Origin of the sequence: Streptomyces sp. HUAS ZL42, assembly GCF_040782645.1 — a bacterium.
GTDB lineage: Bacteria > Actinomycetota > Actinomycetes > Streptomycetales > Streptomycetaceae > Streptomyces.
Genome location: NZ_CP160403.1, coordinates 4,719,840 through 4,746,099 on the forward strand (window position 1 = coordinate 4,719,840; position 26,260 = coordinate 4,746,099).

At 72.4% G+C, this 26,260-nt stretch carries 18 protein-coding genes and 3 pseudogenes; 8 read left to right on the forward strand and 13 right to left on the reverse strand.

The annotated features are described in order from the left end of the window. Positions 1-4 precede the first annotated feature (4 nt). The 4 genes and pseudogenes from ABZO29_RS21665 to ABZO29_RS21680 all read left to right on the forward strand — a co-directional run. Positions 5-661, forward strand: a pseudogene (locus tag ABZO29_RS21665) (lyase family protein); the annotation flags it as partial. Positions 662-767: 106 nt separating this feature from the next. Then, a complete protein-coding gene (locus ABZO29_RS21670; RefSeq protein ID WP_367321850.1) occupies positions 768-1,298 on the forward strand; it encodes a hypothetical protein in 531 nt (176 codons plus the stop codon). Between the two features lie 369 nt (positions 1,299-1,667). Next, positions 1,668-1,844, forward strand: a complete 177-nt coding sequence (locus ABZO29_RS21675; RefSeq protein ID WP_367326430.1) for a hypothetical protein — start codon at positions 1,668-1,670, stop codon at positions 1,842-1,844. 8 nt (positions 1,845-1,852) lie between these two features. After that, positions 1,853-2,017, forward strand: a pseudogene (locus tag ABZO29_RS21680) (dehydrogenase); the annotation flags it as partial. Here the strand turns inward: ABZO29_RS21680 and ABZO29_RS21685 are convergent. Further along, positions 1,986-2,168, reverse strand: coding sequence for a hypothetical protein (locus tag ABZO29_RS21685; protein ID WP_367321851.1), 183 nt, complete (start codon positions 2,166-2,168; stop codon positions 1,986-1,988). The pseudogene ABZO29_RS21680 and the gene ABZO29_RS21685 sit on opposite strands and share 32 nt — an antisense overlap. Before the next feature lie 180 nt (positions 2,169-2,348). Between ABZO29_RS21685 and ABZO29_RS21690 the strand changes: the two genes are divergently transcribed. The 3 genes from ABZO29_RS21690 (at position 2,349) to ABZO29_RS21700 (ending at position 8,311) form a co-directional block, all read left to right on the forward strand. Beyond that, positions 2,349-5,651 carry a BTAD domain-containing putative transcriptional regulator gene (locus ABZO29_RS21690; RefSeq protein ID WP_367321852.1) on the forward strand — a complete coding sequence of 1,101 codons (3,303 nt, stop codon included), beginning with the start codon at positions 2,349-2,351 and terminating at the stop codon, positions 5,649-5,651. Between the two features lie 195 nt (positions 5,652-5,846). After that, positions 5,847-7,646 (forward strand): serine/threonine-protein kinase, encoded by a 1,800-nt coding sequence (locus ABZO29_RS21695; protein ID WP_367321853.1) that lies wholly within the window; start codon positions 5,847-5,849, stop codon positions 7,644-7,646. Then, positions 7,643-8,311, forward strand: coding sequence for a hypothetical protein (locus ABZO29_RS21700; protein WP_367321854.1), 669 nt, complete (start codon positions 7,643-7,645; stop codon positions 8,309-8,311). Before ABZO29_RS21695 ends, ABZO29_RS21700 begins: the two co-directional genes overlap by 4 nt. A 282-nt stretch (positions 8,312-8,593) precedes the next feature. On the opposite strand, the gene ABZO29_RS21705 is transcribed toward ABZO29_RS21700, so the two are convergent. From ABZO29_RS21705 to ABZO29_RS21755, 11 genes are all read right to left on the reverse strand, one after another. Next, entirely contained in the window at positions 8,594-12,004 is a 3,411-nt protein-coding gene (locus ABZO29_RS21705; RefSeq protein WP_367321855.1) for a BTAD domain-containing putative transcriptional regulator, read from the reverse strand. Between the two features lie 352 nt (positions 12,005-12,356). Next, positions 12,357-13,889: a phytoene desaturase family protein gene (locus tag ABZO29_RS21710; RefSeq protein ID WP_367321856.1), complete on the reverse strand. Its 1,533-nt coding sequence runs from the start codon at positions 13,887-13,889 to the stop codon at positions 12,357-12,359. Beyond that, a complete protein-coding gene (locus tag ABZO29_RS21715) occupies positions 13,886-14,773 on the reverse strand; it encodes a M23 family metallopeptidase (protein ID WP_367321857.1) in 888 nt (295 codons plus the stop codon). Before ABZO29_RS21715 ends, ABZO29_RS21710 begins: the two co-directional genes overlap by 4 nt. Then, positions 14,770-15,354, reverse strand: a complete 585-nt coding sequence (locus tag ABZO29_RS21720) for a hypothetical protein (protein WP_367321858.1) — start codon at positions 15,352-15,354, stop codon at positions 14,770-14,772. Before ABZO29_RS21720 ends, ABZO29_RS21715 begins: the two co-directional genes overlap by 4 nt. After that, positions 15,335-17,239 (reverse strand): alpha/beta fold hydrolase, encoded by a 1,905-nt coding sequence (locus tag ABZO29_RS21725; protein WP_367321859.1) that lies wholly within the window; start codon positions 17,237-17,239, stop codon positions 15,335-15,337. Before ABZO29_RS21725 ends, ABZO29_RS21720 begins: the two co-directional genes overlap by 20 nt. An 80-nt stretch (positions 17,240-17,319) precedes the next feature. Next, positions 17,320-19,167: an ABC transporter ATP-binding protein gene (locus ABZO29_RS21730; protein ID WP_367321860.1), complete on the reverse strand. Its 1,848-nt coding sequence runs from the start codon at positions 19,165-19,167 to the stop codon at positions 17,320-17,322. 10 nt (positions 19,168-19,177) lie between these two features. After that, a complete protein-coding gene (locus ABZO29_RS21735) occupies positions 19,178-19,987 on the reverse strand; it encodes a class I SAM-dependent methyltransferase (RefSeq protein WP_367321861.1) in 810 nt (269 codons plus the stop codon). Between the two features lie 113 nt (positions 19,988-20,100). Then, positions 20,101-20,313, reverse strand: coding sequence for a hypothetical protein (locus ABZO29_RS21740; protein ID WP_367321862.1), 213 nt, complete (start codon positions 20,311-20,313; stop codon positions 20,101-20,103). Positions 20,314-20,384: 71 nt separating this feature from the next. Next, a complete protein-coding gene (locus tag ABZO29_RS21745) occupies positions 20,385-20,588 on the reverse strand; it encodes a hypothetical protein (RefSeq protein ID WP_367321863.1) in 204 nt (67 codons plus the stop codon). 188 nt (positions 20,589-20,776) lie between these two features. Then, complete coding sequence (locus ABZO29_RS21750) at positions 20,777-21,865, reverse strand: alpha/beta hydrolase fold domain-containing protein (RefSeq protein WP_367321864.1); 1,089 nt, start codon at positions 21,863-21,865, stop codon at positions 20,777-20,779. Positions 21,866-22,073: 208 nt separating this feature from the next. Further along, complete coding sequence (locus ABZO29_RS21755; protein WP_367321865.1) at positions 22,074-23,885, reverse strand: BTAD domain-containing putative transcriptional regulator; 1,812 nt, start codon at positions 23,883-23,885, stop codon at positions 22,074-22,076. Between the two features lie 620 nt (positions 23,886-24,505). Between ABZO29_RS21755 and ABZO29_RS21760 the strand changes: the two are divergent. After that, positions 24,506-25,150: pseudogene (locus ABZO29_RS21760) on the forward strand (silent information regulator protein Sir2); the annotation flags it as partial. A 60-nt stretch (positions 25,151-25,210) separates the two neighbouring features. Here ABZO29_RS21760 and ABZO29_RS21765 read toward each other — a convergent pair. Next, positions 25,211-26,227, reverse strand: a complete 1,017-nt coding sequence (locus ABZO29_RS21765) for an MASE1 domain-containing protein (protein WP_367321866.1) — start codon at positions 26,225-26,227, stop codon at positions 25,211-25,213. Positions 26,228-26,260: the final 33 nt, after the last annotated feature.

Below are 26,260 nucleotides of genomic sequence, written 5' to 3' on the forward strand. Positions count from 1 at the left end.
TCGCCGGATGGGCGGCACCCAGCTCCAGGACGCCGTGCCCATGGCCCTCGGCCAGGAATTCACCGCCTACGCCGTCATGATCGAGGAGGACCGCCAGCGCCTCACCGAGGCCGCCGCCCAGCTGGAGTCCAACCTCGGCGGCACGGCCATCGGCACCGGCATCAACGGCCACCCCCGCTACGCCGAACTCGCCTGCGCGTATCTCGCCGGGATCAGCGGCGAACCCGTCCGGCCCGCGGGCGACTTCATCGAGGCCACCCAGGACTGCGGCGCCTTCGTCCAGCTCTCCGGTGTCCTCAAGCGCGTCGCCGTGAAACTCTCCAGGTCGCCTTCGAGCCCGTCATCGCCTACGGCCTGCTGCGCTCCCTTGCCCATCCGCGCGCGGCCTGCGACACCCTGGCCACCCGCTGCGTCCCCGGCACACCGCCAACACCTCCACGGCAGCGTCCACCGCTCCATCGGACTGGTCACCGCACTCGCCCCGCACGTCGGCTACGCCGCCGGCACCACCCTCGCCCGCCGGGCCCTGGCCACCGGCCGCGCCATCAAGGACCTCGCCGCCGAAGCCGGCCTGCTCACCGCCGACCCACTGGACACGATCCTGCGCCCCGAGAACCTCACCGGACACTCCGCCCGGCCCTCGGCGGCGTCCGTTCGGTGACACATGTGCCGGGCACGGCCCGCCCTCCGGATCGCCCGTCGTAGCTTGTGGCCGAGGGCCTGGGTGTCGGCCCATCCCGCCGGGTTCGAGCAGGACGGGGAAGATCGTGGACAAGGTGTTCGACGCGGCAGGGGAAGCACTGTGCTGCGCCGCGGCCGTCCGGCTGGGCGGGGCCCTGTGCGTGCTCGCCGCCCGTGCGGGGCTGTCCGACCGCTACGAGAAGGTCGCGGTGGGGGTGGGGAACCTCGTGGCCTTTCTCGATGGTCAGGAACGCGACGACGACGTGCTTGCCGAAGCCTTCGTCGCCAACTGGTCCCTGGGCACCAGATACCGGGACGAACTTCCGGGGGCGGCCTTCTTCCGGGCCGGGCTGAGGATCGTGGACGTCGCGATCATCGTCGCCAGGACGGAACAGCCGGTGTCACCCGTCCAGGGGCTGAGCCATGCCCTGGAGGCAGCCTCCGGCTGGCCGGCCGAGGTCCGCATCGGCTCCTTCACGCGGCTCGCCGACTTTGAGTCGGCCTGCCAGACGGAGGCGGAGGAGCGGCTCGGAACGGATGGCCTGCCGGCGCTGCGGAAGCTCGCCGAGGCGCAGGCCGATCACTACCGCCGGGCGGCTGCGTCGCTGGTCGGATAGCCGGTGCACCAGGTGTTTCTCAGGCAAGCCTGGCGTTGGTGGGCGGCATGCGGAGGGTGGACAGAAGCCGCTGGTGCGTCTCGTCGAGGGACTTTTCATTCTTCTTGGGGCCGATGGTCGCCATGAAGACCATGTGCTCGCCGTCATCGATGATGCGAATGGCACCGACCGGGCCGCGGCTGCTCTAAGGTCCGCATCGAGGGCCGGCCGACCGCCGATGGTGGACTTGTGGACACCCGCACTGGCGACCTTGCCCCCGGACACCCTGCTGGCGCCGTCCAGGAAACCCGGTGATCGACGTGGCGGTCATGGACGGGGACTGGCGCCGGGAGGTCCGGGCCCGACGTCATCGCACGCGTCCTGGCCGCATTGGCCGAAGCCTGTGGGCTGCCGGAGCCGTCGCCGGCCTGGTGGGTGAACTTCCGGGTGATCGAGGAAGGCAGCTGGGGTGCCGGCGGCGGCGTTCTGTCGATCCTCTCCCTGCTCGACAGCGGTGTGTTCACCGAGGAGAAGGCCAAGGCGATCCGCGCGGCGATCGGCACCTGAACCCGGACGCCCGCGACAACGTCCGGGGCCACATCCCCGACGCCCTCGACCTCGCCCGCTCCGGCGAGGTCGACCCCGCACGGGTCGTCTCCCACGTCCTCGACTGGGAGCAACTCCCCCACGCCCTGCCCGAGAAGCACCTCAAACCCGTCTTCGTCCGGGCGGACGTCTGACGGCGGACATCTGACACGCGCCGACCGCCGCGTATGTACGCATGGTCGGTGTGGAGGGCGGCGCCTCCCAGTTCAGCTGGTCGAAGGAGACGGGCTTCTTCTGCTTGCCGTTGCAGCGGCTCCAGTCGTAGCCCTCGACACGCACCTGCATGTAGACGTGGTGCCCGTCGCCGTTTTCCGCACGCTCGAGGCTTCGTACCCCCCTCTCCAACCGCGGCGCCGGGCACTATAAAGGGGGCGCACGACCGACAGTGAGTGGGTACGTATGGAGCACGCCGGCGGAGAGGGGCCCAGACCGGGGCTGAGGGTCGGTGTTCTCGGTGAACTGACCGTGACGCACGACGGGCGGCCACTGAGCCTCGGCGGGCCCCGGCCGCGTACGGTGTTCGCGCTGCTGGTGCTGGCGCGGGGCGGTGTGGTCACCTGCGACCGGCTGATCGACGTCGTGTGGGGCGAGGAGCCGCCGCCGAGCGCGCTCGGTGCCCTGCAGGCGTACGTCTCGCGGCTGCGTCGGGAGCTGGAACCGGCCCGGACGGCGGGTGCCCGCAGCGGTGTCATCGTGCGGGAGGGCGCCGGTTACGCGATACGTCTCGCGGAGGACGCGGTCGACGCCTGGCGGTTCGAACGCCTTCTCGGGCAGGCCGGTCGGTCCGTGCCGCCGGGTCCGGAGACGGTGGCTCTGCTCACCGAGGCGCTCGCCCTCTGGCGGGGCCCGGCCTTCGCCGGGTTCACGGAAGGGCCCTGGGCGCGGACGGAGGCGGCGCGGCTGGGAGAACTGCGTGAGGTCGTACGGGAACGGCTGCTGGCCGCCCGCCTGGAGCGCGGGGAACATGCCGAGGAGCTGCTCGCCGATGCCGAAGGCCTCGTCGCCGAACAGCCCCTGCGCGAGGAGCGCTGGTCCCTCCTGGCCCTCGCCCACCATCGCGCCCACGGCCAGGCCGACGCCCTCTCCGTACTGCGCCGTGCCCGCCGCACCCTCGCCGACCGGCTGGGCATCGACCCCGGCCCGGCCCTGCGCGGCGTCGAGGCCGAGATCCTGTCCCATGCGCCACGCCTCGCCGCGCCCGTAGTGCCCGCGGCGCCCGCTCCTGCGTCTGCCTCCACCGCCCCCGTCGGCCAACTCGTCGAACGCGAGAAGGAGTTGGCCGAGCTGCGGCACTGCCTGTCGGACGCGGTGGCGGGCCGCGGGGGGCTGGTGTGCGTCGCGGGCCCGGCCGGGATCGGCCGGAGCGCACTGCTGGCCGAGGCGGGGCGGCTGGGCAGGGAGTGGGGCGTACGCGTGCTGGACGTCGGTGACGGTCCCATGGCTTTCCCGGGCACCCGCCCCCGCGAACCCCGTGACGTCGTACGCCGGTTGCTCCGCGCGGTGGCCGACGGGCAGGGCGGCACCCTGCCGGCCATGGCACCGCCGGAGTTCGACAGCCGGGCCGTCGGCGGGCCCGCCGGCTTCGACGTCCTGCACGGGCTGTACCGGATCGTCGAGCGCCTGGTCACCGCCGACCACCCCGCACGGCCCCTGCTCCTCCTCGTGGACGACGTGCAGGCGTGTGATGCGGCGTCCCTTCGCTTCCTGGCCCATCTGCTGCCGCGCATCCAGAACCTGCCGGTCCTCGTCGTCACCGCGTTGCGCAGCGGCGAACCTCCTGCGCAGCGCGAGATCGAGCAGGTGCTTGCCGACATCGCGCAGGACCCGACGGTGGTGCACATCCGGCCCGAGCCGTTGAGCGCGGCGGGTGTCGCCCTGCTCGTACGCCGGCTGCTCGGCGCCGCGGCGGACGAGGAGGTCGAACGTGCCTGTCACCGGGCGTCGGCAGGGCTGCCGCTGCTGCTGACCCATGTGCTCGGGGCGCTGGAGACGGCGGGGGCGAGGCCGGACCCGCGCTCCCTGGAGGAGTCGGGCGTCCTTGCCGTCTCCGACCTCGTGCTCACCGTGCTGGACCGGCTGCCGCCCGCCGCCACGGCCGTCGTACGCGCGGTCGCGGTCCTCGACGCAGGCGACGGCGACGGCGGGGCCTCGCTGCCCGCGGTCGCCGCCTACACGGAGCTGTCCGAGCAGGACGTGGCCACGGCGACGGCGGCGCTCGTCCGGGCGGGCGTGGTCCGTGACCAGTACCCGTTGGCCTTCGTCCATCCCCTGACCGGCGAGGCCGTGCTGCGGACGGTGTCGCCGCGGGAGCGTCCGGCGCTGCACGAAAGGGCGGCCAGGATCCTCGACGGTGCGGGTGCGACGCCGGAGAGGACGGCCGCTCATCTGCTCCTGGTTCCCTACCGGGGCGATGCCTGGGTGGTCGGCGTCCTGCGCGCCGCCGCGGCCCACGCGCGTGCCCGCGGTGCGAACGACGCGGCCGCGACCCTGCTCACCCGGGCGCTGCTGGAGCCTCCCGCGCGGGACGTACGGCCCGAGGTGCTGCTGGAGCTCGGCCGCGCCGAAGCGCTCGTCGACGGACCCGCGGCGGCACGGCACCTGCGGGAGGCGTACGAGACGTCGCCGCCGGGTTCGAGCGACGCGCGCCTGCTCGCGCAGACGCTGATCTACACCGGCAGTCCCGGCGAGGCGGCCGAGTTCGCGGCCCGGGCGGCGGCGGAGCTGCCCACCGGGCGGGCCGGCGCGGACGATACGGCCGACGATCGGCAGGGACTGCTGGCCCTGGCGCGGCTCGGCGCCTTCGCGCACGGGCTGTACACCGTGAGCGCCGGCGACACGGACGTCCCGGTGCCCTCCCCCGTCGGAGAGGGGCCCGGCGCCCGCATGCTCGCCGCCGAGGCGGCGAGGGAGGCCACCGTGTGGGGACTCGACCGGGCCGCGGCCGTCGCCTCGGCCCGGTTCGCGCTCACGGACCGGGTACTGCTGCACGGCGGAGAGGTGCTCTCATGGTGCACGGCGGGCGTCGTGCTGCACCTGGCGGGCGAGGACGTCAGGCTGCTCTGGGACGAGACGCTGGCCTACGCCGGGCAGCGGGGGTCGCTGATCGGGACACTCTCGGCGCACCTGTGGAAAGGGTTCACGCAGTGGCGGCACGGCGAGTTGGACCAGGCCCGCCGGTCACTCGAGACCGCGCTGGAACAGTTCGTCGCGTGGGGGGTCACGCCCGGTGCCCCGCAGTGCCGCGCGTTCCTGACCGGGGTGCTGCTGGACCTCGGGGACATCGCCGGGGCGCGTGCCTGTCTGGAGCGGATGCGGGTACGGGGCGGAGGCGCCGAGGGGGCGCGGTTGCGCGGGGAGAGCGAGGCGCGGGTCCTGATCACCGAGGGCCGGTACGTGGAGGCGCTGGCCGTGCTCGACGGCGTACGGCACCTCCAGCCGGACGTGGTGAACCCGGTGTGGTGGGACGCGGACCTGCTGACGGTCCGCGCGCTGACCGGGCTGGGTGAGCGGGACCGGGCCGAACGGCTCGCCCGGGAACAGCTGCTGATGGCCCGTACATGGGGCGCGCACGACATCGTCGGCCGGGTGCTGCGGCTGCTCGGCGAGGCACGCGGGCCCGACGGCGGACCCGAACTCCTGGAGGCGCTCGGCCTGCTGGCCGACGGCCCGGCCCGCCTCGAGCATGCGCGCGCCCAGCAGTCACTGCACGCCTTGACCTGCGGTGACACCGCTCAGGACAGCGCCGGACGCCGATTCCCCCCGGAATGACCGGCGTACGACGGGCTGTCGCGACGAGCATCCGACGGCCGACTTGCGATCGGCTTGCAAGCGGTTCGCAAGACCGGTGGCGCATCATGCGTTGCTCAACCGAATCAGACGTACCGCGCATCAGACGTACCGCATCAGACGCATCACGCAGAACGAACGGGGGCGGCCCGGGGGACGGGCCGGGGGGCGAAGGACATGAGCGAACCGATACGCGACGGGGACCAGTGGGCGGTCCCCGGCTACACACAGATCAAGGAGCTGGGGTCCGGGGCCAGCGGCCGGGTGGTGCTGGCCACGCACGAGACGACCGGCACCCCGGTGGCGATCAAGTACCTCGCCGAACAGCTCCGTGACGACCCCGCGTTCCGCGAGGTCTTCCGCGCCGAGGCCCGGCTGCTGGCCGAGCTGCGCTCCCCCCATGTCGTGGAGCTCTACGAGTACGTGGAGAGCCCGCGCGGCGCCGCCATCGTCATGGAGCTCGTGGACGGCATACCGCTGCGCAAGCTGCTGCTGGAGCACGGCGCCACGACCCCCGAGGCCGCGCTCGTCGTCCTCAAGGGCTCGCTGCTCGGCCTCGCGGCCGCCCACGCGGCGGGTGTCGTGCACCGCGACTACAAGCCGGACAACGTCCTGGTCGCCGCCGACGGTTCCTCCAAGCTCGTGGACTTCGGCATCGCCGTGCCGAGCGGGGTGGCCGCCAACGCCTCGGGCACCCCGATCTACATGGCGCCCGAGCAGTGGACCGGCGGTGCGGCCGGACCGGCGACCGACGTGTACGCGGCGACCGCGACCTTCTTCGAGTGCCTCACCGGAATGAGGCCCTATCCGGGCCGGACGCTGGCCGAGCTGGCCGTCCAGCACATCGAGGCGCCGATCCCGGACGAACTGGCTCCCGAACCGGTGCGTCCGCTGATCCGCAGGGGCCTGGCCAAGACGCCCGAGGAGCGCCCCGAGAGCGCGGCGGCGTTCGTCGAGGAGCTCGAAGCCGTCGCCACGGCCGCGTACGGCGAGGAGTGGGAGGAGCGCGGCAGGCGCGAACTCGCCGCGCTCGCCGCGCTGTTCCTCCTCCTCTTCCCGCTGGCGGACGGTACGGCCTCGGGTACGACGGCGCTGGCCACCACCACCCTCGGGCCGGGCGCCCGTCGGCTGCCCGGCCGGAGGGGGAAGGTGCTGGCCGGACTGGCGGCGGGGGTTCTGCTGGTGGTCGGCGGGGTCGCGGTGACCGCCGTCGCCACCGGCGCGGGCGGCGGAGACCGCACGACGAACGGGGCCGGGTCCGGTACGGGGACGAGCGGCTCCGGCGACACGACGGGTCCGGCCGACTCCCCGGACGGGGACGCCTCCGCGTCGGCCGTCTCCTCCTCGCCCTCCGGGACGGGGTCGCCCTCCGCGTCCGCGTCCGGGTCCGCTGCCGCCTCGCCCACCGGGGACGCGACTTCCGGCGGGTCCGGTGGCACGGGCGGCACGGGCGGCGGATCGTCCGGAGGAACGACCACGACGGGCGGCGGCACGAGCACGACGGGCGGTACGAGCAGCACGGGCGGCACGGGAACCACCGGCGGCACCACCACGACGAGCGGCGGCTCCTCGAGCAGCGGCGGTACGACGACGAGCGGCGGCGGCACCTCCTCACCCTCACCCACCCCCACCCTCGACGTGACCTCCGTACGGATCAACGCGGTGGGCCCGACCTCGGCCGCCTGCACCATCGTGGCCTCCGTCAGCGCGACGACGGACGGCGCCGCCGACGGCACGATGTACCTCAGCTGGTACGTCAGCAACTCGAGCGGCGCCGTCGGGACCGTCGTAGCCACCGACTCGGTTGCGCTGCCCAAGGGGAAGACGCTGATCTCGGGCCGCTACACCCACTCCTTCGCCATCCCGACGCGCTACGACTACCTCGGCGTCAGGGTCACCACCGACCCGGCCGCCGACTCGGGCAACGGTTCCTTCCAGTCCACCGCCGCACCCGTCGATTGCGACCCGCCCCGATGAGCACACCTCCCGACGACCCCAGACTGCGGTTCGCCCGCACCGACCCGCAGGTCCGGCCCGACGACCCCGATCTCACCGCCACCCTCCCACCGCCGGATCCGGCCGCGACCCTTCATCTCCCGGAATCCGGGGCCGCGGAGGGGGAGACCCGTTTCGGGCCCGGGGTGCCGGGTGCGCCGAGCACGGCCGACGACCGGGCGACGGGCATCTGGCGGGGCACGCTCACCCCGGACCCACCGTCAACGGTGACCGCCCGCCGCCCCAAGCCGTGGTGGCGGCGCGAACTGCGGTCCCTGCTGGTGGTGGCCGCCGTCGTCGTGGCCGTCGTGGTGGGCCTGCGCTCCTGCTCGGCGGCCGATGCCCTGCACGTGGTGGACGCCTCGGTCAGCGCGCCCGACGTCGGCCGCTGCGCGAAGACGGTCGTCGTCACCGGCGTCCTCGAGACCGACGGCCGGCCCGGCACCGTCGACTACCGCTGGAAGCGCAGTGACGGCACGGCCTCCGAAGTCCTCCACCAGAAGGTCGGCAGGAACGTCAAGCGCTCCGAGGTCGTCCTGCGCTGGAGCTTCGACGGCCGGGGCACGATGAAGGCCACCGCCACCCTCGAAGTGCTGTCTCCGGACAAGGTGACGGCCTCGACCAGCTTCACGTACGCCTGCTCCTGACCGCGCAGGCGACGACCGCCGTGCGGCGACCTGCCCGCGCCGTCCCGCCGGGCGACGGCGGCCGCGCCCCGGAGCGGGGGCAGAGGTGCGGGACGCGGCCCTCCCGTACCGGAGGCCGGCCGCCTCCAGGTCGGCGGCCGCCTCCCCCGGCGGCCGCCGACCTGGAGGCGGCATTCGCGCGGGCCGCACAGGCCGGGTGTTCACCCGGACCGTGGCGGGCCCCCGCCACGGGTCTGGCGGGGCGCGGCCGCGACTCGGCGGTTTCCCGGGCGGCCGTCCAGGTCACGACGGCTCGTGGTCACGGCCGTGTGGTTCGAGGCCGTGCTGGGCGAGACCCGCCGCCCCGCACTCCAGCGCGATGCGCCGCCCCCGGTTCAGCAAAGCGCCGGCCTCGTCCTCCGGCGCGTACCCGGCGAGGGCGTACAGCGCGCGGGCGTGCTCCAGGCGGGCGGGACCGGTCGCGAGGAGGGTGACGGCCTCGCGGAGTTCGGGCTCGCCCTCGGGGCCGCGCAGCTCCCCGACGATCCGCAGCACCCGCCCCAGCGTGCTGGGCGCTCCCCACCCCCGGGCGACCTTCAGCTGTTCCTCGGCCAGGTCCAGCGCCTCGGCCACCCGCCCGGTGCCCGCGAGTGCCTGCACCCGCAGCAGCGGCCACGGCCACCACGCCGGGTTGGCCACGGCGGGCTGGAGGTGCCGCACGCCGTCGAGGGCGGCCAGCGCCTCCTCGTACCGTCCCTCCGCGTTCAGCACCCGCGCTTCGCTCTCCCCGAGCAGCCGCTGGCCCTCCGCGCCCCGGATCCAGCCGCGCATCCGCTCCAGGCAGGCGCGGGCTCCGGCGATGTCGCCCAGGTCCAGCAGGACGGCGGTCAGGAAGGTGCGGCCCTGTGGGGCGCCGGGTGCGAGGCCCCAGATCTCCGACTGCCCGACCGCGTTCTCCAGTGACCGCCGGGCCCCGGTCAGGTCCCCGTGGTTCCACTGGGTGAAGCCGCGCCACAGATGCGTGGCGAGCACGGAGAACAGCGAGCCGCGCTCCACCGCGCGGGCCACCGCGGTGTCCCAGAGCTCGCCGACCTCCTCGTCCGCGAGGTGCAGCACGATGCCGGCGGTGTACCAGAGCATCTCCTCCCCGGCGGCCCGGAGGACTCCGTCGGCGACGGCGAAGCGGGCGAGCTCGACGGCCCGCTCCCGGTTACTGCCGTCCGACGCGGCCTCCCTGGCGAGGTTGGCGGCAAGCATCCGGGCACCGGGCCCCTCGCCCTCGACGACCGGGTCCTCGACGGTCCGCCACAGCTTCTGGTCCAGGCCGTGCATGAAACCGCTGATGCGCTCCAGCGCCAGCAGCCCCTGCCGCTCGTCGCTCAGCCCGGCGGGCAGCTCCACCGCCGCCCGGCGGGCGAACTCGGTCGCCTGCCCGTGGCCGCCGGCGAAAACCAGGATCCGGGCGAGCCACAGGGCGGCAAGCGCCTTGCGGCTCGGGTCGGCGAGTGTGTCGTACGCCTGGCGCAGGTGTTCCACGGCGGCCGGACCGTTGCCGAGTGTCTCGGCGCGCCCCAGTTCGAGCAGCACGTCGGGGCGGCGTTCGGGGGAGGGCGGTTCGTCGAGGGCGCGGGTGAAGTACGTCGCCGCGGCGTCGGGGGCGCCCCGGCCCACGGCCTCCCTGGCCGCCGCGCAGAGGATGTCCACGACGCCCGGATCGCCCCGGTGGGGGGCGAGCAGCAGCTGGGCCGCCGTCCGCTCGGGCGGCGCGCCGGCGGCGGACAGCGCGCGGGCCGCCCGCTCGTGGTGCAACTGCCGCTCTCCGGGAGCCAGTTCGCGGTAGACGGCTTCCCCGACAAGGGGGTGCACAAAGCCGTAGGGGTGGCCCTCGCGCAGGATCTCGGCCTGTACGAGCGGCACGATCGCCCGTGCCGCCTCCGTCTCCGGCCGCTCCATGAGCGCCGCCACCTCGGCGAGCGTCGCCGCCCCGTCCCCGAGCACGGCCACGGCCTGCGCCGCGGCCTGTGCCTCCTCGGGCAGCCGCGCGATCCGGCCCAGCACCAGCCCGGACACCGCCCGCGCCCCGGTCTCCGCGACCGCGCCGCTGTGCGCGGCGTCGGGCCGTGTCCCCCGTGAGTGCAGCGCCCGCAACAACTGCCGCAGCAGGAGCGGGTTCCCGGCCGTGGCGCGATGGCAGGCCTCGGTGAACTCCGCGTGCGGCTCCTCGCCGAGCGTCTCCCGTACGAGACCGGCGATCCCAGCCGCCGTCAGCGGCGTGGGCCTGATCCGCACCACCGAGGGACCCGTGGTCAGACTCTCCGGCAACTCGCTGCCGTGCTGCGTCTCCCCTGTCCGCAGGGTGACGGCGATGAGCACCGGCAGCCCTTCCAGCCGGCCCGCCAGATACGCCAGGAACCGCACCGAGCCGCTGTCGCACCACTGCACGTCGTCCACGGCCAGCACCAGCGGCCCGCGGGCTCGCACCAGCTTCCGCGTCAGCTCGTACAGCCCGTTCAGCACCGCGAAACTCTGCGGTTGCGGCCCCGGCACCGCTCCGAACACCGCCCCCGCCGCGACGGCGGAGCCGGTGAGGAGCGACTCCTCGCTGTCGCTCACCACCCGCTCGAACAGCTGCCGGACGCCCCCGAAGCCGTAGTCCTTCTCGCGCTGGCTGCCCCTCGCGGTCAGGGTGGTCACCCGTTCCGCGGCCGCCAAGTCGGCCACCTCTTCCAGCAGGCGGCTCTTGCCCATGCCGGCCGGACCTTCGACGATCACCACGCGAGGTCTGCCGTCCAGGGCCGAGCGCAGGCTGTCACGCAGCTCGGCGAGCTGGAGGTCGCGGTCCACGAGCAGGTCGGCGCGCCGGGCGGGGCGGGGCACCGGTCCCGTCGGTCCCGCCCCGGGCCCGGCGGACATCCCGGCGGGCGCGGGGGTGATGTCCTGCACCCTTCGGACGGGAGCGTCGAGGGCAGGGGACTGGGCCAGGATCTCGGACTCCAGGTCGCGCAGGGCGGCCCCCGGGGCGTTGCCCGCTCCGGCGGGCAGCTGCCGCCTCGCGCGGCGGAGCGCGTCGAGCGCGTCGGCCTGGCGGTGGGCGCGATAGAGAGCGAGGGCGAGAAGACGCCAGCGTTCCTCACGGAGAGGTTCCTGGGAGACCAGGGATTCGAGTTCGGGCACGAGGACGGCGTCCTCTCCCCGGGCGAGGCGGGCGGCGAGCAGCCGTTCACGGGCCAGCTCGCGCAGTCCGGCGAGGCGGTCCGACTCCCGGTGGGCCCAGGGCTCGGCGGCGTACTCCGCGTAGGCCGGGCCCCGCCACAGCGCGAGCCCGGCCTCCAGCACGGACACGGCCTGCGAAGCCCGGCCCCCGTCGGTGTGCACGGCCGCGGACCGCAGCGCCTCCTCGAACCGCCAGGCGTCCACCGCGTCGGCCGGCAGCCGCAACGCGTACCCCGCGCCCTCGCTGACGATGACGCCCCCGCGCGCCCTCGCCTCCCGCTCGGGCTCCACACAGCGCCTCAGATGGGAGACATGGGCATGCAGCGAGGCGGCGGCGCTCCGCGGCGGGACGCCGCCCCACACCCCTTCGACCAGCCGGTCCCGGGTGACGACCGAGCCCCGGGCGACGATCAGCAGGGCGAGCACGGCCCGCTGCCGTCGCCCGCCCAGCTCGAGCGGCCGGGACCGGAACGCGGCCCCGACCTCACCGAGCACTGTCATGCGCAGTTCGTGTAGCGACACACAGCGCATCAAACCAGACCATCGCCTCACCGAGTACGGATCGCACGGCAAGGGATGGTCACGGCAGAGGTCAGCTCCAGGTGGCCTTGAGCTTCGCGGCGTAGCCCTTCGTGTAGCCCGCCGCGTTGGGGTGGGAACAGTTGGCCAGGTACTGAGTTGTAGCGCGCTTGAGTGAGCGGGGGTGAGCGCACAGTGTCCGAGCGGTACCGCGGTGGGGCCTGGCTTGCGGGCTGACTGCCGGGTGTGGTGCGGGTCCGGGACTCCATACAGCGGGGAACAGCGGTTCCTTCATCCCGCAGCACGCGTCGCAGCCGCGCGGTTCACCGACCGACTACTCCCACGGGACCTCGGACCCTGCGCCGGATGCCTTTCGGTGTACGGGTCCTGCGGAGGGGCCCCGTACCAGTGCCAGCGGGTCGGTGGGGATACCGAAGCGCTGGCGCAGTGCCTGCCGCGCGGCGTACAGTCCGCACATTCCGTGGACGGCCGGGCCCGGTGGGGTCGACGCCGAGCACAGGTACACGCCGGGGAGCGGGGTGGCGTACGGGTCCCTGCCCGGCGCCGGGCGCATTGCCGTCTGCCACGCGGACAGTGCGCCGCCTGTGATGTCGCCACCGACGTAGTTGCGGTTGTGGTCCGGCAGCCCGGCGGCGGGGATGGCATGGTGGGCGAGCACGAGCTCGCGGAAGCCAGGCGCGAACCGTTCCACCTGCGCGATCACCGCCTCCCCCATGTCCAGGGGTGAGCCGTGCGGAACGTGCGCGTAGGTGTACAGGGTGTGGCGGCCGACCGGTGCGCGGGTCGGGTCCACGACGCCGGGCTGGACGGCGAGGACGTAGGGACGCTCGGGGTGTCGGCCGTCGGCGACCTCGCGTTCGGCGGCCAGGGCCTCTGCACGGCTGCCCACCAGGTGCAGCGTGCCCGCGAGTTCGCAGCCGTGCGCCCTCCACGGCACCGGCCCGGAAAGCGCGAAGTCGACCTTGCAGACGGCCCCGCCGTACCGGTAGGACCGCAGGCGGCGGGCGTACCGGCCGGGGAGCGCGTCCCCGGCGATGCGCAGCAGTCCGGCCGGGGTCACATCCAGCAGGACGGCGCGGGAGCGTGGCAGCTCGGAGAGGCTGTCGATGTGCCGACCGGTGATGATCCGCCCGCCGCGGCGGCGCAGTTCGGCGGCCATTGCGTCCGCGATGGCCTGGCTGCCACCGAGGGGGATCGGCCAGCCCACGGCATGTCCCAGGGCAGCCAGGACCAGTCCGACACCCGCCGGGACGGGGGCGCGCGGCGGGGCGATGGCGTGCGCGCTCACTCCGGTGAGCAGCGCCGGGGCGACGGATCCGCGGAAGCGCGCCCCCCACAGCGGTGAGCCCTGCTCCACGACGCGCAGTGCGAGACGGGCCGCCGTGCCGAGGTCCGGCGGGAGGCTTCGCAAGTCCGACATGGCGGCGCCTGTCAGCCCCTGCCAGCGATCAACCAGCGGGCCGAGCAGCGAACGCCAGGCCGGTCCGTCCTGTCCGAGTCCGTCGACCGTGCGGTCCAGGTCCCGCCAGGCGAGTCCCGCCCGGCCCTCGTCGAGGGGGTGGGCGTACGACACCGCGGGGCACAGCATCCGCACCCCGTGCGCCGCGAGGTCGAAGGCGCGGAAGAAGGGCGAGGCCAGGCCCATGGGGTGGGCCGCAGAGCACACGTCGTGGCGGAAACCGGGCAGGGTCAGCTCGGCGGTGCGGGTGCCGCCACCGATGGTGGGCGTGGCCTCGTACACCTCGACCTCCAGCCCGGCACCGGCGAGGACGATCGCCGCGGCCAGGCCGTTCGGCCCGGCGCCGACGACGACGGCATCCACCTCGCCGTTGGCTGCACGGCTCATGTGCCCGTTGCCGCAATGGTCTGGCCGTCGGCGGGGACACCCCCAGCGGGCTCCCGGCCGTCGACGCTGACATCGGAGAACACGAACGGCACCCCGGCGGCGACGAGTGGGGAGGGATGGTCCATCAGCTGGAAGTGCAGGTGCGGCTCACTGGAGTTGCCGGAGTTGCCGCAGCGGCCGATCACCTGGCTGCGGTGGACCAGTTGACCGGGGCGGACCATGGCCGACCCGCGTTGGAGGTGCGCGAAGACCGCGTAGGTGTGGTCGCCGAGGTCCAGGATGATGTGGTTCCCGAGTACGCCCCGGGGGCCTGCGAGTTCCCGGACCATGCCTTCCAGGATCATGTAGGCGAACGCTTGCCGGGTCGAACGGCTGCGGTGGTCCTTTGCCCGGTCCCGGACTGTCACGACCCGCCCGTCGCAGGGCGCCACCAGCTCGCGGCCGAAGGCGGGGAAATCCTCGGGCGGCCGGAAGCCAGGGGCTTCACCGAACTTCGGGCGTGAACCGTTCTCGGGCTCGTGTACCAAGTCGATCGCGAACGTCTGGCCATAAGCATGCGTGCGATGACTCGGCACCCTGGTGCCTGGGCTGTTGACAGCAGACCAGCGACCGGTGACAGGCGCGCCCAGGGAGCGCGGCGTGACCCGCGGTGCAGCCGGCAGGAAGGACAGCGCCAGCCCCAGTACCAGCACCGCGGATCCGGCCAGCCACAGGCCGGACGCCAGCGCCGGGGTGAACACGGATGGCAGTGCCGAGGGGCCCATCACGCCGCTGATCAGTACCGCGGGACCCACTGGGGTGGCGATCCCCCTGACCCGGGCGCTGATCCGGAACCATGCCGGCAGTGCCTGCGGCGTGTCCTCCGCATCCCGCACGCCGCTCATGACGCCTGGCCCGTGGGAACGAACGGGGACAGGAACACATAGTCCGGGTCGTGGCTCTGATCATGCCCGGTATGTCTGGCGATCAGGAACTGAAACCCCTGCGGCGGTGACTCTTGACCAGCACACGCGTCCCGCACGGCCAGCGCCACGAAGTCCCGCAGCACCCGGTACACGGGGAACCGTACGATCTCCAGGCCCGGCCTGTTCATGAGCGTGATCAGTTCGGCGCACACGTCGAACAGTGCCTTCTCGCGGCGGCGGTGCGGGAACCACAGGAGCTGGTTCCAGGCCCGGGGGGTGATCCGCGTGGTCTCCTCCCAGGGGGTCTGGATGCCGTCCGCCGTCAGCACGCGGTGCAGTACGTGGAAGTCGTGCTGGGCGGGCTCGGGGGCGAAGAACTTCCAGTTCGGTATGAGCAGTCCGGTCCTGTCACGGTTGCGGACACGGTCGAATGTGCTGTGCGGATGCTGGCCGGCGGTGGTCGCGCCGAGCCACACCGCGAGCCCGCCGAGGAGCAGCAGGGTGAGGGCGCCACGCGACTCCGTCCGTACGGCGCCGCCGTCAACTCGGTCGGAGGCCATGGGAATCCCCTTTCTTCTCGGTCCTCGCCGCTTCCTCGCCGAGGTCCGCGACGAAGTCAGACATCAGCTTGACGACGTACTCGGCCGTGTCCCTGTTCGTGAGTACGGAGTCGTGGTCGGCGTTGTCGATGATGTGGTGCGCGGCATGCGGAGCCGATTCGGCGAGCTCGGCGTGGAGTTCGGTCTGGACCGGGTCCTGGGAGGCGGTGTGTCCGGCCGTCATGACGAGCAGGGGGACGCCAGGGTCCGGCATCGTCCCGTCGAAGGATGTGAACTCCTCCTGCACGGCCCGCCACTCGCGGCGTCCGGCCACCCACATCCGCGGGTCCCGGTATTGCGCCACCAGCAGTTCCCTTACTTCCCCGGGCAGCCGGTCGACCCAATCGGGGTGGGTCATCAGTGCGCCCATGCCCAGCTTCAGCGAAGTGGTCATGTTCGAGAGCGAGCTGCTGAACAGCTCCGCGCCCCGTGCCTGGCGGGACGAGCGCTGGAGCTCGGCGGGATGACTGGAGTCGAGCAGTCCGGCTCCGAGAATCTGGTCCGGGAGCCTGTCGGCCGCCCTCAGCGCCAGATAGCCGCCCAGGGAGTGGCCGGCCACAACGACCGGGCGGTCGCCGGCCGTGTGCCTGATCAGGTCGACGAGATCGTCCACGGCGGTGTCGAGGCCGTACTCGTCGCCCTCGCGCCCGGCGTAGGTGCTGCGGCCGTAGCCCGCCCGGTGGTAGGTCACGACGGGGAACCGCTGCGAGAGCCCCCGGACGATCCACTCCCAGTGCTCGGCGGTGGCGACGAGTCCGTTCTCCAGGATGACGACCGGCTGTGTGCCGTCGTCGGCCGCACCGTCCGGACCGGTGCGGCGGTAGGAGATCGTGTTCCCGGATGAAGCCGTGAACTCCTGCTCGTCGCCCCGGCCCCGTAGCACCCTGCGGTTCTGGCGGACCTTCTCCGCTTGGAGGGCGCCCAGTCCGGCTGCCAGCATCCCCAGCGCCAGCACCGGCAGGGCGTCGTCGCGTCGCTCCACCCGGCCCTCGGCCCCGGTGTGCTCGCGCGGACCCGCGGTGTACAGAACGGCCGGGTGCATGGAGACGAACGACCACAGGAAGCGGCCGAGTCCCATCACCCGGGCGTTGGCGAGGTGGAAGACGGCAGCCGAACCCAACATCAGCGGAGCCGGCCGCCCCTTGGCGAGGAACACGACCGGGAACGCGCACTCCAGTGCCAGCACACCGGCGCAGACCACGTGCGCGGCACGCGGGTGACGGCGCGCCAGTTCCCATGCGGTCCGGTCCCCATAGGTCAGGGTCCGCATCACCCCGGGCAGCGCCCGGCCGCTGCGCCAGGTCGGGCTGACCACCTTGACCCAGCCGGACACGGCGTACGACAACGTCGACTGCAATGCGACGAACCACAGGCAGGCGTCCACGACCTGCGGGTTCCGCTCACCCGCCCGGGCGACCGTGGTGACCGACTGGACCAGGAAGGACACCTGGTCGGAACCGTCGGTGCCGTAGTGGTTGATCGGGTACAGCAGCAGAGAGGTACCCGACAGCACGGCGTTCGCTGCGACACGCACCGGGCGGGGCGACGGCGCCAACAGCCCCGCCGCGGCACCCACCCGGGCGACATGCAGCGCGCGGGTGACGCCTGGACGGGCGGCGAAGTCGAGCACTTTGACGAGCCGCGGCGACCACGTCGAGAATGCCTCCCGGTTGACCTCCCAGTTGTTCAGCCCGCCCTGCCGCCGGTCGCGGTCGGTCGTCAGATACTCCAGACTCGACGCGAGGTGCGTCACGGCGCTCAGCCGCTCACTGAGTGACAGGGCCTTGGCCCGGCTCACGGACGGCGGCGACAGGACGGCACGCATCAGTTTCGACAACCGTGCCACGATGCGGACCCCCTTCCTCGGTTGGTGTGGGTGGTGACGCTGGTCATGAATGCGGCAACTGACACGGGCCGCCGTGGTTCTCAGCCGAGCAGCTGGTGCGAGGTGAGTTCGGCGTACAGGGCGTCGTCGCGCAGCAGCGCGTCGTGCGTGCCGACGGACCGCAGCCCGCCGTCCTGGAGCACGGCGATGCGGTCGGCCGAGCGCACGGTCGACAGCCGGTGGGCGACGACCACGACCGTGGTCCGCGTGGACAGGTCCTCGACGACCTCGCGCAGCGCCGCCTCGTTCACCGCGTCGAGCTGTGAGGTCGCCTCGTCGAGGAGGAGCAGGCGTGGGCGGCGCAGCAGGGCCCGCGCGATGGCGATGCGCTGGCGTTCGCCGCCGGACAGTGAGGTGCCGTGGTGGTCGATGGTGGCGTCGAGGTCGCCGCCGAGGCGTTCCAGCAGCGGCAGGAGGCGGGTGGTGGACAGCGCCGCGTGCAGCTCGTCGTCCGTCGCGGTGGGGGCGGCGTAGGCGAGGTTGTCGCGCAGCGTGCCCGCCATCACCGGGGCGTCCTGCTCGACGTAGCCGATGCCGGCCCGCAGGTCCTTCAGGTCCCAGTCGCGCAGATCGCGCCCGTCGAGGAGGACGCGGCCCCGGTCCGGGTCGTAGAAGCGCTCGATGAGGCTCAGCGCGGTGGACTTGCCGGCGCCGGAAGGGCCCACCAGGGCCGTGAGCCCGGCGGCCGGGATCCGGAGAGAGAAGCCGTCCAGTGCGGGATCGGTGCGTCCCGGATAGGTGAAGGAGACGTCCTCGAAACGCAGGTCGCCTGCGCTCGTGCGGCGCCCGTCTGTCGTGTGCAGCGGTGAAGGGGCCGGGTCGACGGGCTCGATGGGCAGCCGGGTGACCTCGGCCAGGCGTTGCACGGCAGCCCGCGCGGCCTGGAAGTAGGTGCCGACATCGGTGAGCGACATGACCGGCTGCGCGAGATAGAGGACGTACAGCAGGAACGCCGTGAGCGTGGCGACGGAGATGGCGCCGCTGCTGACCCGGGCACCGCCCACGCCGAGTACGACGAGAAAGGCCACCTGCATCGCGAGCCCGGCGGTGGTACCCGCCACCGAGCCCCAGCGGGCGAGGACGACACCCTCGTCGTACGCGTCCCGCGCCGCCGCGTCGATGCGTTCGGCCTCGACCTCCTCCGCTCCGGAGGCCTTGACCGTGGTGAAGGCACTCAGCGCACGCTCCAGGGCCGAGCCCATCAACCCGACCGACTCCTGCGCCCGCAGCGCCGCACGCCGGATCCGCGGCAGGATGACGCCGACCACGGCTCCGAGGAGCACGATCACACCGACGGTGACGGCGAGCAGCACGGCGTCGACGATCGCCATCATCACCAGCGTGCCGACGATCATCACCACCCCGGTGAGGGCCTGCACCAGTGTCTGCGTGACGATCTGCCGCAGCAGCGAGGTGTCGCCCGCGGTCCGGGCGAGCAGATCGCCCGGCGCCTGGCCTCGCATGGCCTTCATCGGCAGCCGCAGGATGTGACGCACCAGCCCGCGGCGCCCGGCGAGCACCACGCGCTCGGCCGCACGCAGCAGCAGGAAGTCACCGACGGCCAGGGCCACCGCTGCGGCCAGGACCAGAGCGACGAGCTTCAGCAGGCCCGGCGCCACCTCGTTGCCCTGTGCGTACGCGGTGAGGACGTCCTCCACCACGAGTGGCTGGAGCAGGCCGAGCACGCCCGCTCCCACCAGCAGCAGGCTCGCCACCGCGATCTCCCGCCAGTGCGGGCGCACATACCCGCGAAAGGCCATGAGCGTCTCCCGCAGGGAGAGCTCGTCGCCCGACGCCGCGACAGTGCCGGAGAGGTCCGCGTACGGCTCCGGCTCGTCCGAGATCGTCTTCCCGTCCGAGACCTCGGTGTTCAGTGAAGTGCTTGCCATCGCGGCGTCCTCACCACTCCCAGCCCGAGGCCGTGGAACCGGCCCGCTCGTCGGGACCCGGGTCAGCGCTCCTGTCCGCGCTCCGGTACACGCAGATCGTCATCGGCTCGACGCCGGTGAACGGCGACCCTTGCCAGTCCCCATAACGCGCCTCCAGGCGCAGGCCGGCGCGCTCGGCGTACGCGTCGATCTCTTCCGGTGTCGTCAGCCGGCTGGTCTCCGACGCGAGGCGGGTGCCGCCGCCCTCGTGCCAGATATGCGAGAGGTGCCACAGCCGCTGGGCCGGGTCGATGGCGGAATACGACTGCAGACCGGCGTCCTCCCCGCAGGGGATGAAGAACGTGTCACGCAGGCGTCCCTCGTGCATCGCCTCCACGAAGGCCGGATTGTGCGTCTCGATGACCACCGCGCCGCCGGGTGCGAGAGCCAGTGCGCAGGTCTCCAGCACCCGCTGCTGCTCCGCCGGATCGAGCAGCATCGACAGCGTTCCGCACACGCAGAAGACCAGCCCGTGCCTGCGATCGCTCCGGTAGGTCCGGATGTCACCGTGCACAGCGGTGACCGGACGCGGCTCACGGGCCAGGGTGCCACGCAGCACCCCCAGCATCTCCAAGGAGGAATCGACACCCACCACCTCACCGGCCTGATCCGCCAACGGCAGGGCGATGCGTCCCGTTCCGACGCCGAGTTCCAGCGCCGCCGTCCCGTCTGCGGGACGGAGACCGGCGAGCCATTTCGCCGTGTCGTCCCCCGGCGGGAATATCCGATGGTAGAAGTCGGCGAACTGGCGTCCGTAGCCAAGGTCCTGAATAGCACTCATCTGACCTGCTCGATAGACGATGGTGTGGAGATCGCGCAGAGGGAGAACTCCCTCTTCTGAGCAACACGGGGAGGGCGCACGGGTGCAGGCCCGGTACGCCCTCCCCTGACGCGCTAGTGCGGCTGGTTCCTGCCTGCGGCGCCGAGACCGGCCCCGAACGCCCCGGTGACCTGAACGCCGACGGCCACTCCGGCGGCGAAGGCCACGGCGGCGGCGGGGGTCGCGAGGACCGGCGCGAGTTCACCCATCTGCCGGGCCCGGTCGGACCTCAGCTGGAACTCCGCCAGCTCGCTGCTGGCATTCACGCGTTCTGTCAGAACGGACACGAGTGCTCCTGACGTCATGTCATGGTTGAGGGATTGGTTCGGCCGCGCAGCGGCGGGGCCATGGACCCGCTTCACTTCGGTTGGTTCTTGCCAAGGGCACCGACGGCATAGCCGGCGCCGTAGGCCGCCACCGAGACGGCCACTCCGGCGGCGAAGGCCGCGGGAGTGGCCATGACGGGAGTCAGATCCGAAAGGTGACGGGCTCTGCCCGCCGTCGTCAGCTCGCCGAACAGCGTCGGCGTCACGGCATTGACCCGATCGGAGATACTGGTCATCGGGTGCTTCCTTTCTTCCAGAGGAACGAGCGCCGTGCGGGCCTCATTCCGAATGCAGATCTTTCATGGACATGTGCCACGACGGCCGGCCACGCTGCCAGACAGGGATGGCCACGGGTTCGGGCACACCGAGCGCTGCGGCAGCCGAACGTGGGCAGCGCGCGGGTACAGGGGCGGCTCGCACCGGTTCACGGCGCGGTGCAGGTGCCGGGGATCGGGCTGAGGTACTTCTCCAGGAAGGCGACTGTCGGGCAGAACGCGTCGGAGCTGTAGTCCAAACCGTGTCGGTCGCCCGGCAGCACCAGCGTCTTCGACTCCACATCGGCCTTTGCCAGGGCGGCTGCCATGACCTTGAGCTGGTTGAGTGGGATCGGATCGTCGACCGAGTTCGCCAGCATCATGGGCGGGGTGGTGGAGGCGACGTGGGATGCGGGGGAGGCGTCCACGGCAGTGGCCATGCAGGTCCGGGTCCTTCTCGGGTCGCACCCGAGGTAGTTGAGGGACGTCAGGATGTTCCCCGGGCTGGAACCGGTGAAGTCGGTGAAGTCATAGGCGCCCGACCATCCGACCGCGGCCGTGACCGAGACCTCAGCCTGCCCCTTGCCGGTCAACGCCGCCGCATGGGTCGCGAGGGTGGCCCCTGCGGATGCGCCCCAGACCGCGATGCGGCTCGGATCGACCCGGTAGGTAGAGGCGTTCTCCGTGAAGAACTCGAGGGCGGCCTGGACGTTTTGCACCTCGACCGGAAAGCCGGCCGTGCCGCGAGGCGGCATGCAGTAGTCGATGGAGAAGACAGCCCAGCCCTTCGACGCCAGATACGTCCCGGTATTCACGAACCATTCAGAGTTCCGTACTCCTGACACGAAGCCTCCGCCGTGCACGAGAATCACCGCAGGCGCAGCACTCTGCAGCGGCGGCGACGGCAGATACGCGTCGGCACGCTGGACCTGCATACCCTCGCGCGGACACTCGTCCGTGAGGTAGGTGATGTTCTTGACGACCCTGACACCGGTGTCGCTCGGCTTCACGTCCGTCGCACCTGCGCGGCTCAGAGGCAAGTAGGCGAGCAGGGCGAGCGCGGTCACCCCCGCCATCAACAAGCCGACCGCGTGGTGCCGCCTCCGTCGGCGAGTGTGCAAAACTCGCGTTACCAACAACGTTCCTCCCTTGACAAGGCGCCACAGCGGCGACCGGTTCCGCCTTTGCTCCTGCCGCGTGTCTTCCAGCAGGGCTGCCCACGAGGTGGAGAAGGACGACGTAATCGGCCCCGGGCTCACGACCATCAGTGTCCGTACGGTGCGTCCAGATCTGGTCGGCCGACGGTTCAGAACCGGCATGTCCGCTGCTCGCACGGGGCGGCCCGCCCTCCGGACCGGCCGACGGCGCCGGGCTGTCGCGCTCACCCGCCACGTCCGCCTGCTGGCCTGGCATGCCATTCCCCGGAGGGACGTGCGACCGGGTCGGTCACGCGTCCCCGCCGAGCGGCTACACCCGCTCCGCCATCGCCGACTGGACCGCCATCTCGCCGGCGTAGAGGCGGGTCAGGTACGACACGGCATACAGCGCGTCGGCTGAGGCGATCTCGCCCGCGGGAAGAGCGACCACCCCCAGCTCGATCAGGCGTTCTACCGTCCGCAGTGCCAGCCTCTTCTCACAGCGAAGCGCCGTGGCGGCCTCGTCCAGAGTGAACAGCGCGGACAACGGTCCGAGTCGGAGGAGGGCGGAGCGGCTGGAGGCGTCCAAGTGCCGCCACTGGTCGGCGACATGGCGTCGCACCGCGATGTCGCCCGCGGAGAGCTCGTCCAGTGCTGTCGCGGGGTCGTCCAGCCGGGCCGCGTACTCGCCGAGCGGCAGGTGCCGCAGCACCGCGAGTTTGAGGCCCGCGGCCCGGACCGCCAGCGGCAGCATCCCGCAGGCCGTGACGATCCGCTCGGCGGCGGCCTGGTCGAACCGCATCCGGCCCAGGCCGATGACCCGGCCGAGCAGTTCCAGCGCCTCTGTCGTGGACAACGGCGGCACCTCGACCCGTACGGCCGGGGCGAGCCCGGCGAGCTGAGTCCTGGCGGTCACGATGGCCGAGCTCGGCCCGGTACCCGGCAGCAGCAGTCGGACGCAGGACTCGTCGGGGGCGTCGTCGAGCACCAGGAGAGCCTTGTTCGCGGCCAGCCAGGCGCGCCAGAGCGCGGCGGCCCGCTCCGGATCCCCGGGCCTGCTCCCGGCCAGGCCGGCGGACGACCACAGCTCGGCCGTCAGCGCTGCGAGGGACCGAGGCTTCCCGCTGTTTTCGCGGAGCCGCACGAAAATCTGCCCGCCGGGGAACTCGTTGCGCAGGCGGTGTGCGACATGGACGGCGAGCGCGGTCTTCCCTGCGCCGACCGGCCCGACGGTGACAGCGACCGTACTGCCGCTCGCGAGGGCCTCCCGCAGTTCCCGCACATGGTCCTTGCGACCGGTGAAGTCGGCAGTGTCCGGCGGCAGCAGGGCTGACCTGCCCGACTCAGCGGTTTCGCTCCGGCGGGCCGGCCCGGTGCCGGGCAGGAAGGCCACTCCTGTTGTCTCCTCGGCCAGGATCGAGTGGTACAGCGACTCCAGCGCCGGGCTCGGTGACAGTCCCAGCTCGCGCGACAGATGCTGCCGCAGCCCCTCGTACGCCCCCAGTGCCTCGGTGCGGCGTCCCGACCGGTGCAGGGCTGTCATCTGAGCGGCCCTCAGCCGCTCCCGCATCGGATGCTGCTCCACGAGGTCACCGACGGCTTCGACGACCTCGTGGGCATGCCCGAGCCCGAGTGCGGCCTCGGCCCAGTCCTCACAGACAGTCAGGTAACGGCTGACCAGGCGGTCGGCCTCCGCCCTGATGGGTTGCGAGCTGCTCAACTCGGGTAACGGAGCCGCCCCGGCCCAGAGCTCTCGTGCTTGTTGGAGCAGCCGGGCAGCCGGTTCGAAGTCACCGCTCGCGGCGGCCTCACGCCCGGCCCGGGCCAGGGCCTGGAACCGCAAGGAGTCGAGGTTGGTCTCGGCCAGCCGGAGCAGATAGCCCCCCGACTGGTGGACGAGCCGGTCCACTTCCCCCGCTTCGGCCAGGAGCTTGCGCAGCGCCGAGACATACATCTGCAGGTTCTTGCGCGCGGTTCTGGGCGGTTCGCCCTCCCACACCGCCTCCGTCAGCAGGTCGACGGAAACCAACGCGTTCGGGCGGCACAGCAGCATCGCGAGGACCAACTGCTGCTTGTGAGGGCCGAGCGGCAGCATCAGGCCGTCGACATCGGCCGACAGGTGCCCGAGGACACGGAACCGCACGGCTCCCGTCCGCGGTCCACACCCGGGGCCCGATGCCTCAGGCATGGACCGGGCCCGGAATGACGCCGCCTCGCCGGCCCCACTGGCCAAGGAGGTGACCTCGGTTCATACTCCGTGCCCGGGTTCCGCCCCGTGTTGCCGGAGCGCCCAGGCGAGCCGGGTGTTCCGCGCGGCCGGCCCGGCCGGCACCCCCGCCGCGGACACCTGCCGGGGCTTCCGCCTCAAGCAGCCCGCCGGGGGCCACCCCTTCGCTCCGCCGGTCGTACGAGGCACATGTCCCAGCCATGGAGACTCCTTCCTACAGGCGCAAAGGCACGTCGGGAGCGGAGGCTAGGAACCATGATTGTGAAAATCCTGTGGCCGAGCGGTGACCCGGGCGTGGTGGTTTCGAGCCCAGGTGCCCGTCCGCGTGAAGACGGGCAGAGGACCCCAACGATCAATTGTCGTTCGCAGTATCGGATTCCACGGCGGCGGCCGCGCTCTCGGGTCGTCCAAGGTGCGGGCCGGCTCCGCGAGGTCGGTGACGGCAGGATCCGGTGCGACCGACCCCGAGGCCGTGGTGGCCGGATCCGGCGTGCCGGTCACGGAGACGGTGACGGGGCTACCGGCTGCCGGCTGTGCCGTCCGACAACCTGATCCTGAGCGCCGAATCGCACGACAACGCCGCCTCCGACGGCGAGGACGCGGACGGCTTCGCCGCGAAGCTGACCACCGGAACCGGGAACGTCTTCCGTTACGCCGTGTCCCACAACAACATCGACGACGGCTGGGGCCTCTACACCAAGACGGACACGGGCGCGATCGGCCCGGTGACCATCGAGTACTCGCTGTCCTACAACAACGGCACGCTCGGCGACGGCACGGTGAACGCCAACGGCGACCGCAACGGCCACAAGCTCGGCGGCGACGACATCGCGGTCAACCACGTCGTCCAGCACAGCATCGCCTACCGCAACGGCAAGCACGGGTTCACCTACAACAGCAACCCCGGCACGATGACGGTCTCCAGTAACGTCAGCGTCGACAACACCCAGCGCAGCTTCTCCTGGGACGCGGGGACTTCGGTGTTCCGGAACAACACCTCGTGCCGGTTCGCCGTCAGCGGGTCGAACGACAAGACCGTCGGTGACGCCGACAGCTCGAACCAGTTCTGGACCGGCTCGAACGGTTCCCGGTGCTCCTCGTACTCCGGCGCCCTGGGCTGGTCCTTCGCATCGGACGGCCACCTCGTCGTCACCTTCGGCGGCAAGGTCGTGACACTGTAAGGACGGCCGTACAGACGCCGGCGAGGGCGCCCGGAGCCCCCTCGCCGGCGCGTGCGGCTTTCAGGGCCGGTGGCGCTCCCGGTGATCGCGTCCGTCCGGGCGGGAGGGTGGCCAGTGGTCGAGGGTCTCGTCCGGTGCCAGCCGGGACAGCGCCTCCGTCAGTCGCTCGCAGGCCTCCGCGATCTCCCGGAGGGTGTGGTTCCGCTCGGTGATGACCGCCGAGAGCAGCAGGGCCGTCAGTGACACGGTGCCGTTGAAGGCCTGCAGGATGACCATCTGGGCCAGGAGATCGTGACCGGAGAACGGCCCCGCCCCGTCGGCGCCCGCGTCGATCGCGATCACGGACGCGATCAGCACACAGGGCGCGGCGCCTGCCAGCTGGAAACGGACGGCCGCCCAGATCAGGAAGGGGACGACGAGGAAGAGCAGGCTGACCGAGCTGTGCGTGGCCCCGATGGTGACCACTGCCGTGCCGGCCGGCAGGGCCGCCGCCTCGGCCCAGCGCAGGGGCGGGGCGTCACGGGGCCAACGGGCGCCGCGCAGGGCCAGCAGGAAGGGCGCGACGATCAGGACCCCCATCGCGTCGCCCGTCCACCACACGGACCAGGTCGGCCAGAAATCCTCGCCGGCCAGCGCGCCGGACGCCACCAGGACACCGGCGCCCACCGTCGCGCTGATCAGCATTCCGGCCAGCGCCCCGAGGAAGACCAGCGCGAGAGCGTCCCGCAGCCGGTCGAGCGCGGTATGGAATCCCACACGGCGCAGGAGCAGGTAGGCGAAGAGCGGGGCGAGCGTGTTGCCGACCGCGATGGCGAGAACGGCGAGGATCGACGGCCCGAGCGTCACGTTCACCAGGAACGCCCCGAGGGCGATACCCGGCCACACGCGAGGGCCCCGCAGCAGCAGGACGACCAGGGCGATGCCGGTGGGTGGCCAGAACGGCGTGACCTGCCCTCGCACCAGTTGCTGCTGCAGCCCGATCTCGGCGCTGAGGTAGTAGGCGGCAGCGACGGCGGCCTGCCACAGCCCCTCGGCGGCGTACCGCCGGAGCCGTTCGCTGCGCGCCACAGCGGTCATGCCCGTCCACCCCGGCGGGCGTACGGGGCGGGA

Coding starts and splice junctions, on each gene's coding strand:
- ABZO29_RS21685 (WP_367321851.1), bottom strand. CDS start 2,168: ATGCAGGTGCGTGTCGAGGGCTACGACTGGAGCCGCTGCAACGGCAAG.
- ABZO29_RS21695 (WP_367321853.1), top strand. CDS start 5,847: ATGAGCGAACCGATACGCGACGGGGACCAGTGGGCGGTCCCCGGCTAC.
- ABZO29_RS21700 (WP_367321854.1), top strand. CDS start 7,643: ATGAGCACACCTCCCGACGACCCCAGACTGCGGTTCGCCCGCACCGAC.
- ABZO29_RS21705 (WP_367321855.1), bottom strand. CDS start 12,004: ATGACAGTGCTCGGTGAGGTCGGGGCCGCGTTCCGGTCCCGGCCGCTC.
- ABZO29_RS21710 (WP_367321856.1), bottom strand. CDS start 13,889: ATGAGCCGTGCAGCCAACGGCGAGGTGGATGCCGTCGTCGTCGGCGCC.
- ABZO29_RS21715 (WP_367321857.1), bottom strand. CDS start 14,773: ATGAGCGGCGTGCGGGATGCGGAGGACACGCCGCAGGCACTGCCGGCA.
- ABZO29_RS21720 (WP_367321858.1), bottom strand. CDS start 15,354: ATGGCCTCCGACCGAGTTGACGGCGGCGCCGTACGGACGGAGTCGCGT.
- ABZO29_RS21730 (WP_367321860.1), bottom strand. CDS start 19,167: ATGGCAAGCACTTCACTGAACACCGAGGTCTCGGACGGGAAGACGATC.
- ABZO29_RS21735 (WP_367321861.1), bottom strand. CDS start 19,987: ATGAGTGCTATTCAGGACCTTGGCTACGGACGCCAGTTCGCCGACTTC.
- ABZO29_RS21745 (WP_367321863.1), bottom strand. CDS start 20,588: ATGACCAGTATCTCCGATCGGGTCAATGCCGTGACGCCGACGCTGTTC.
- ABZO29_RS21765 (WP_367321866.1), bottom strand. CDS start 26,227: ATGACCGCTGTGGCGCGCAGCGAACGGCTCCGGCGGTACGCCGCCGAG.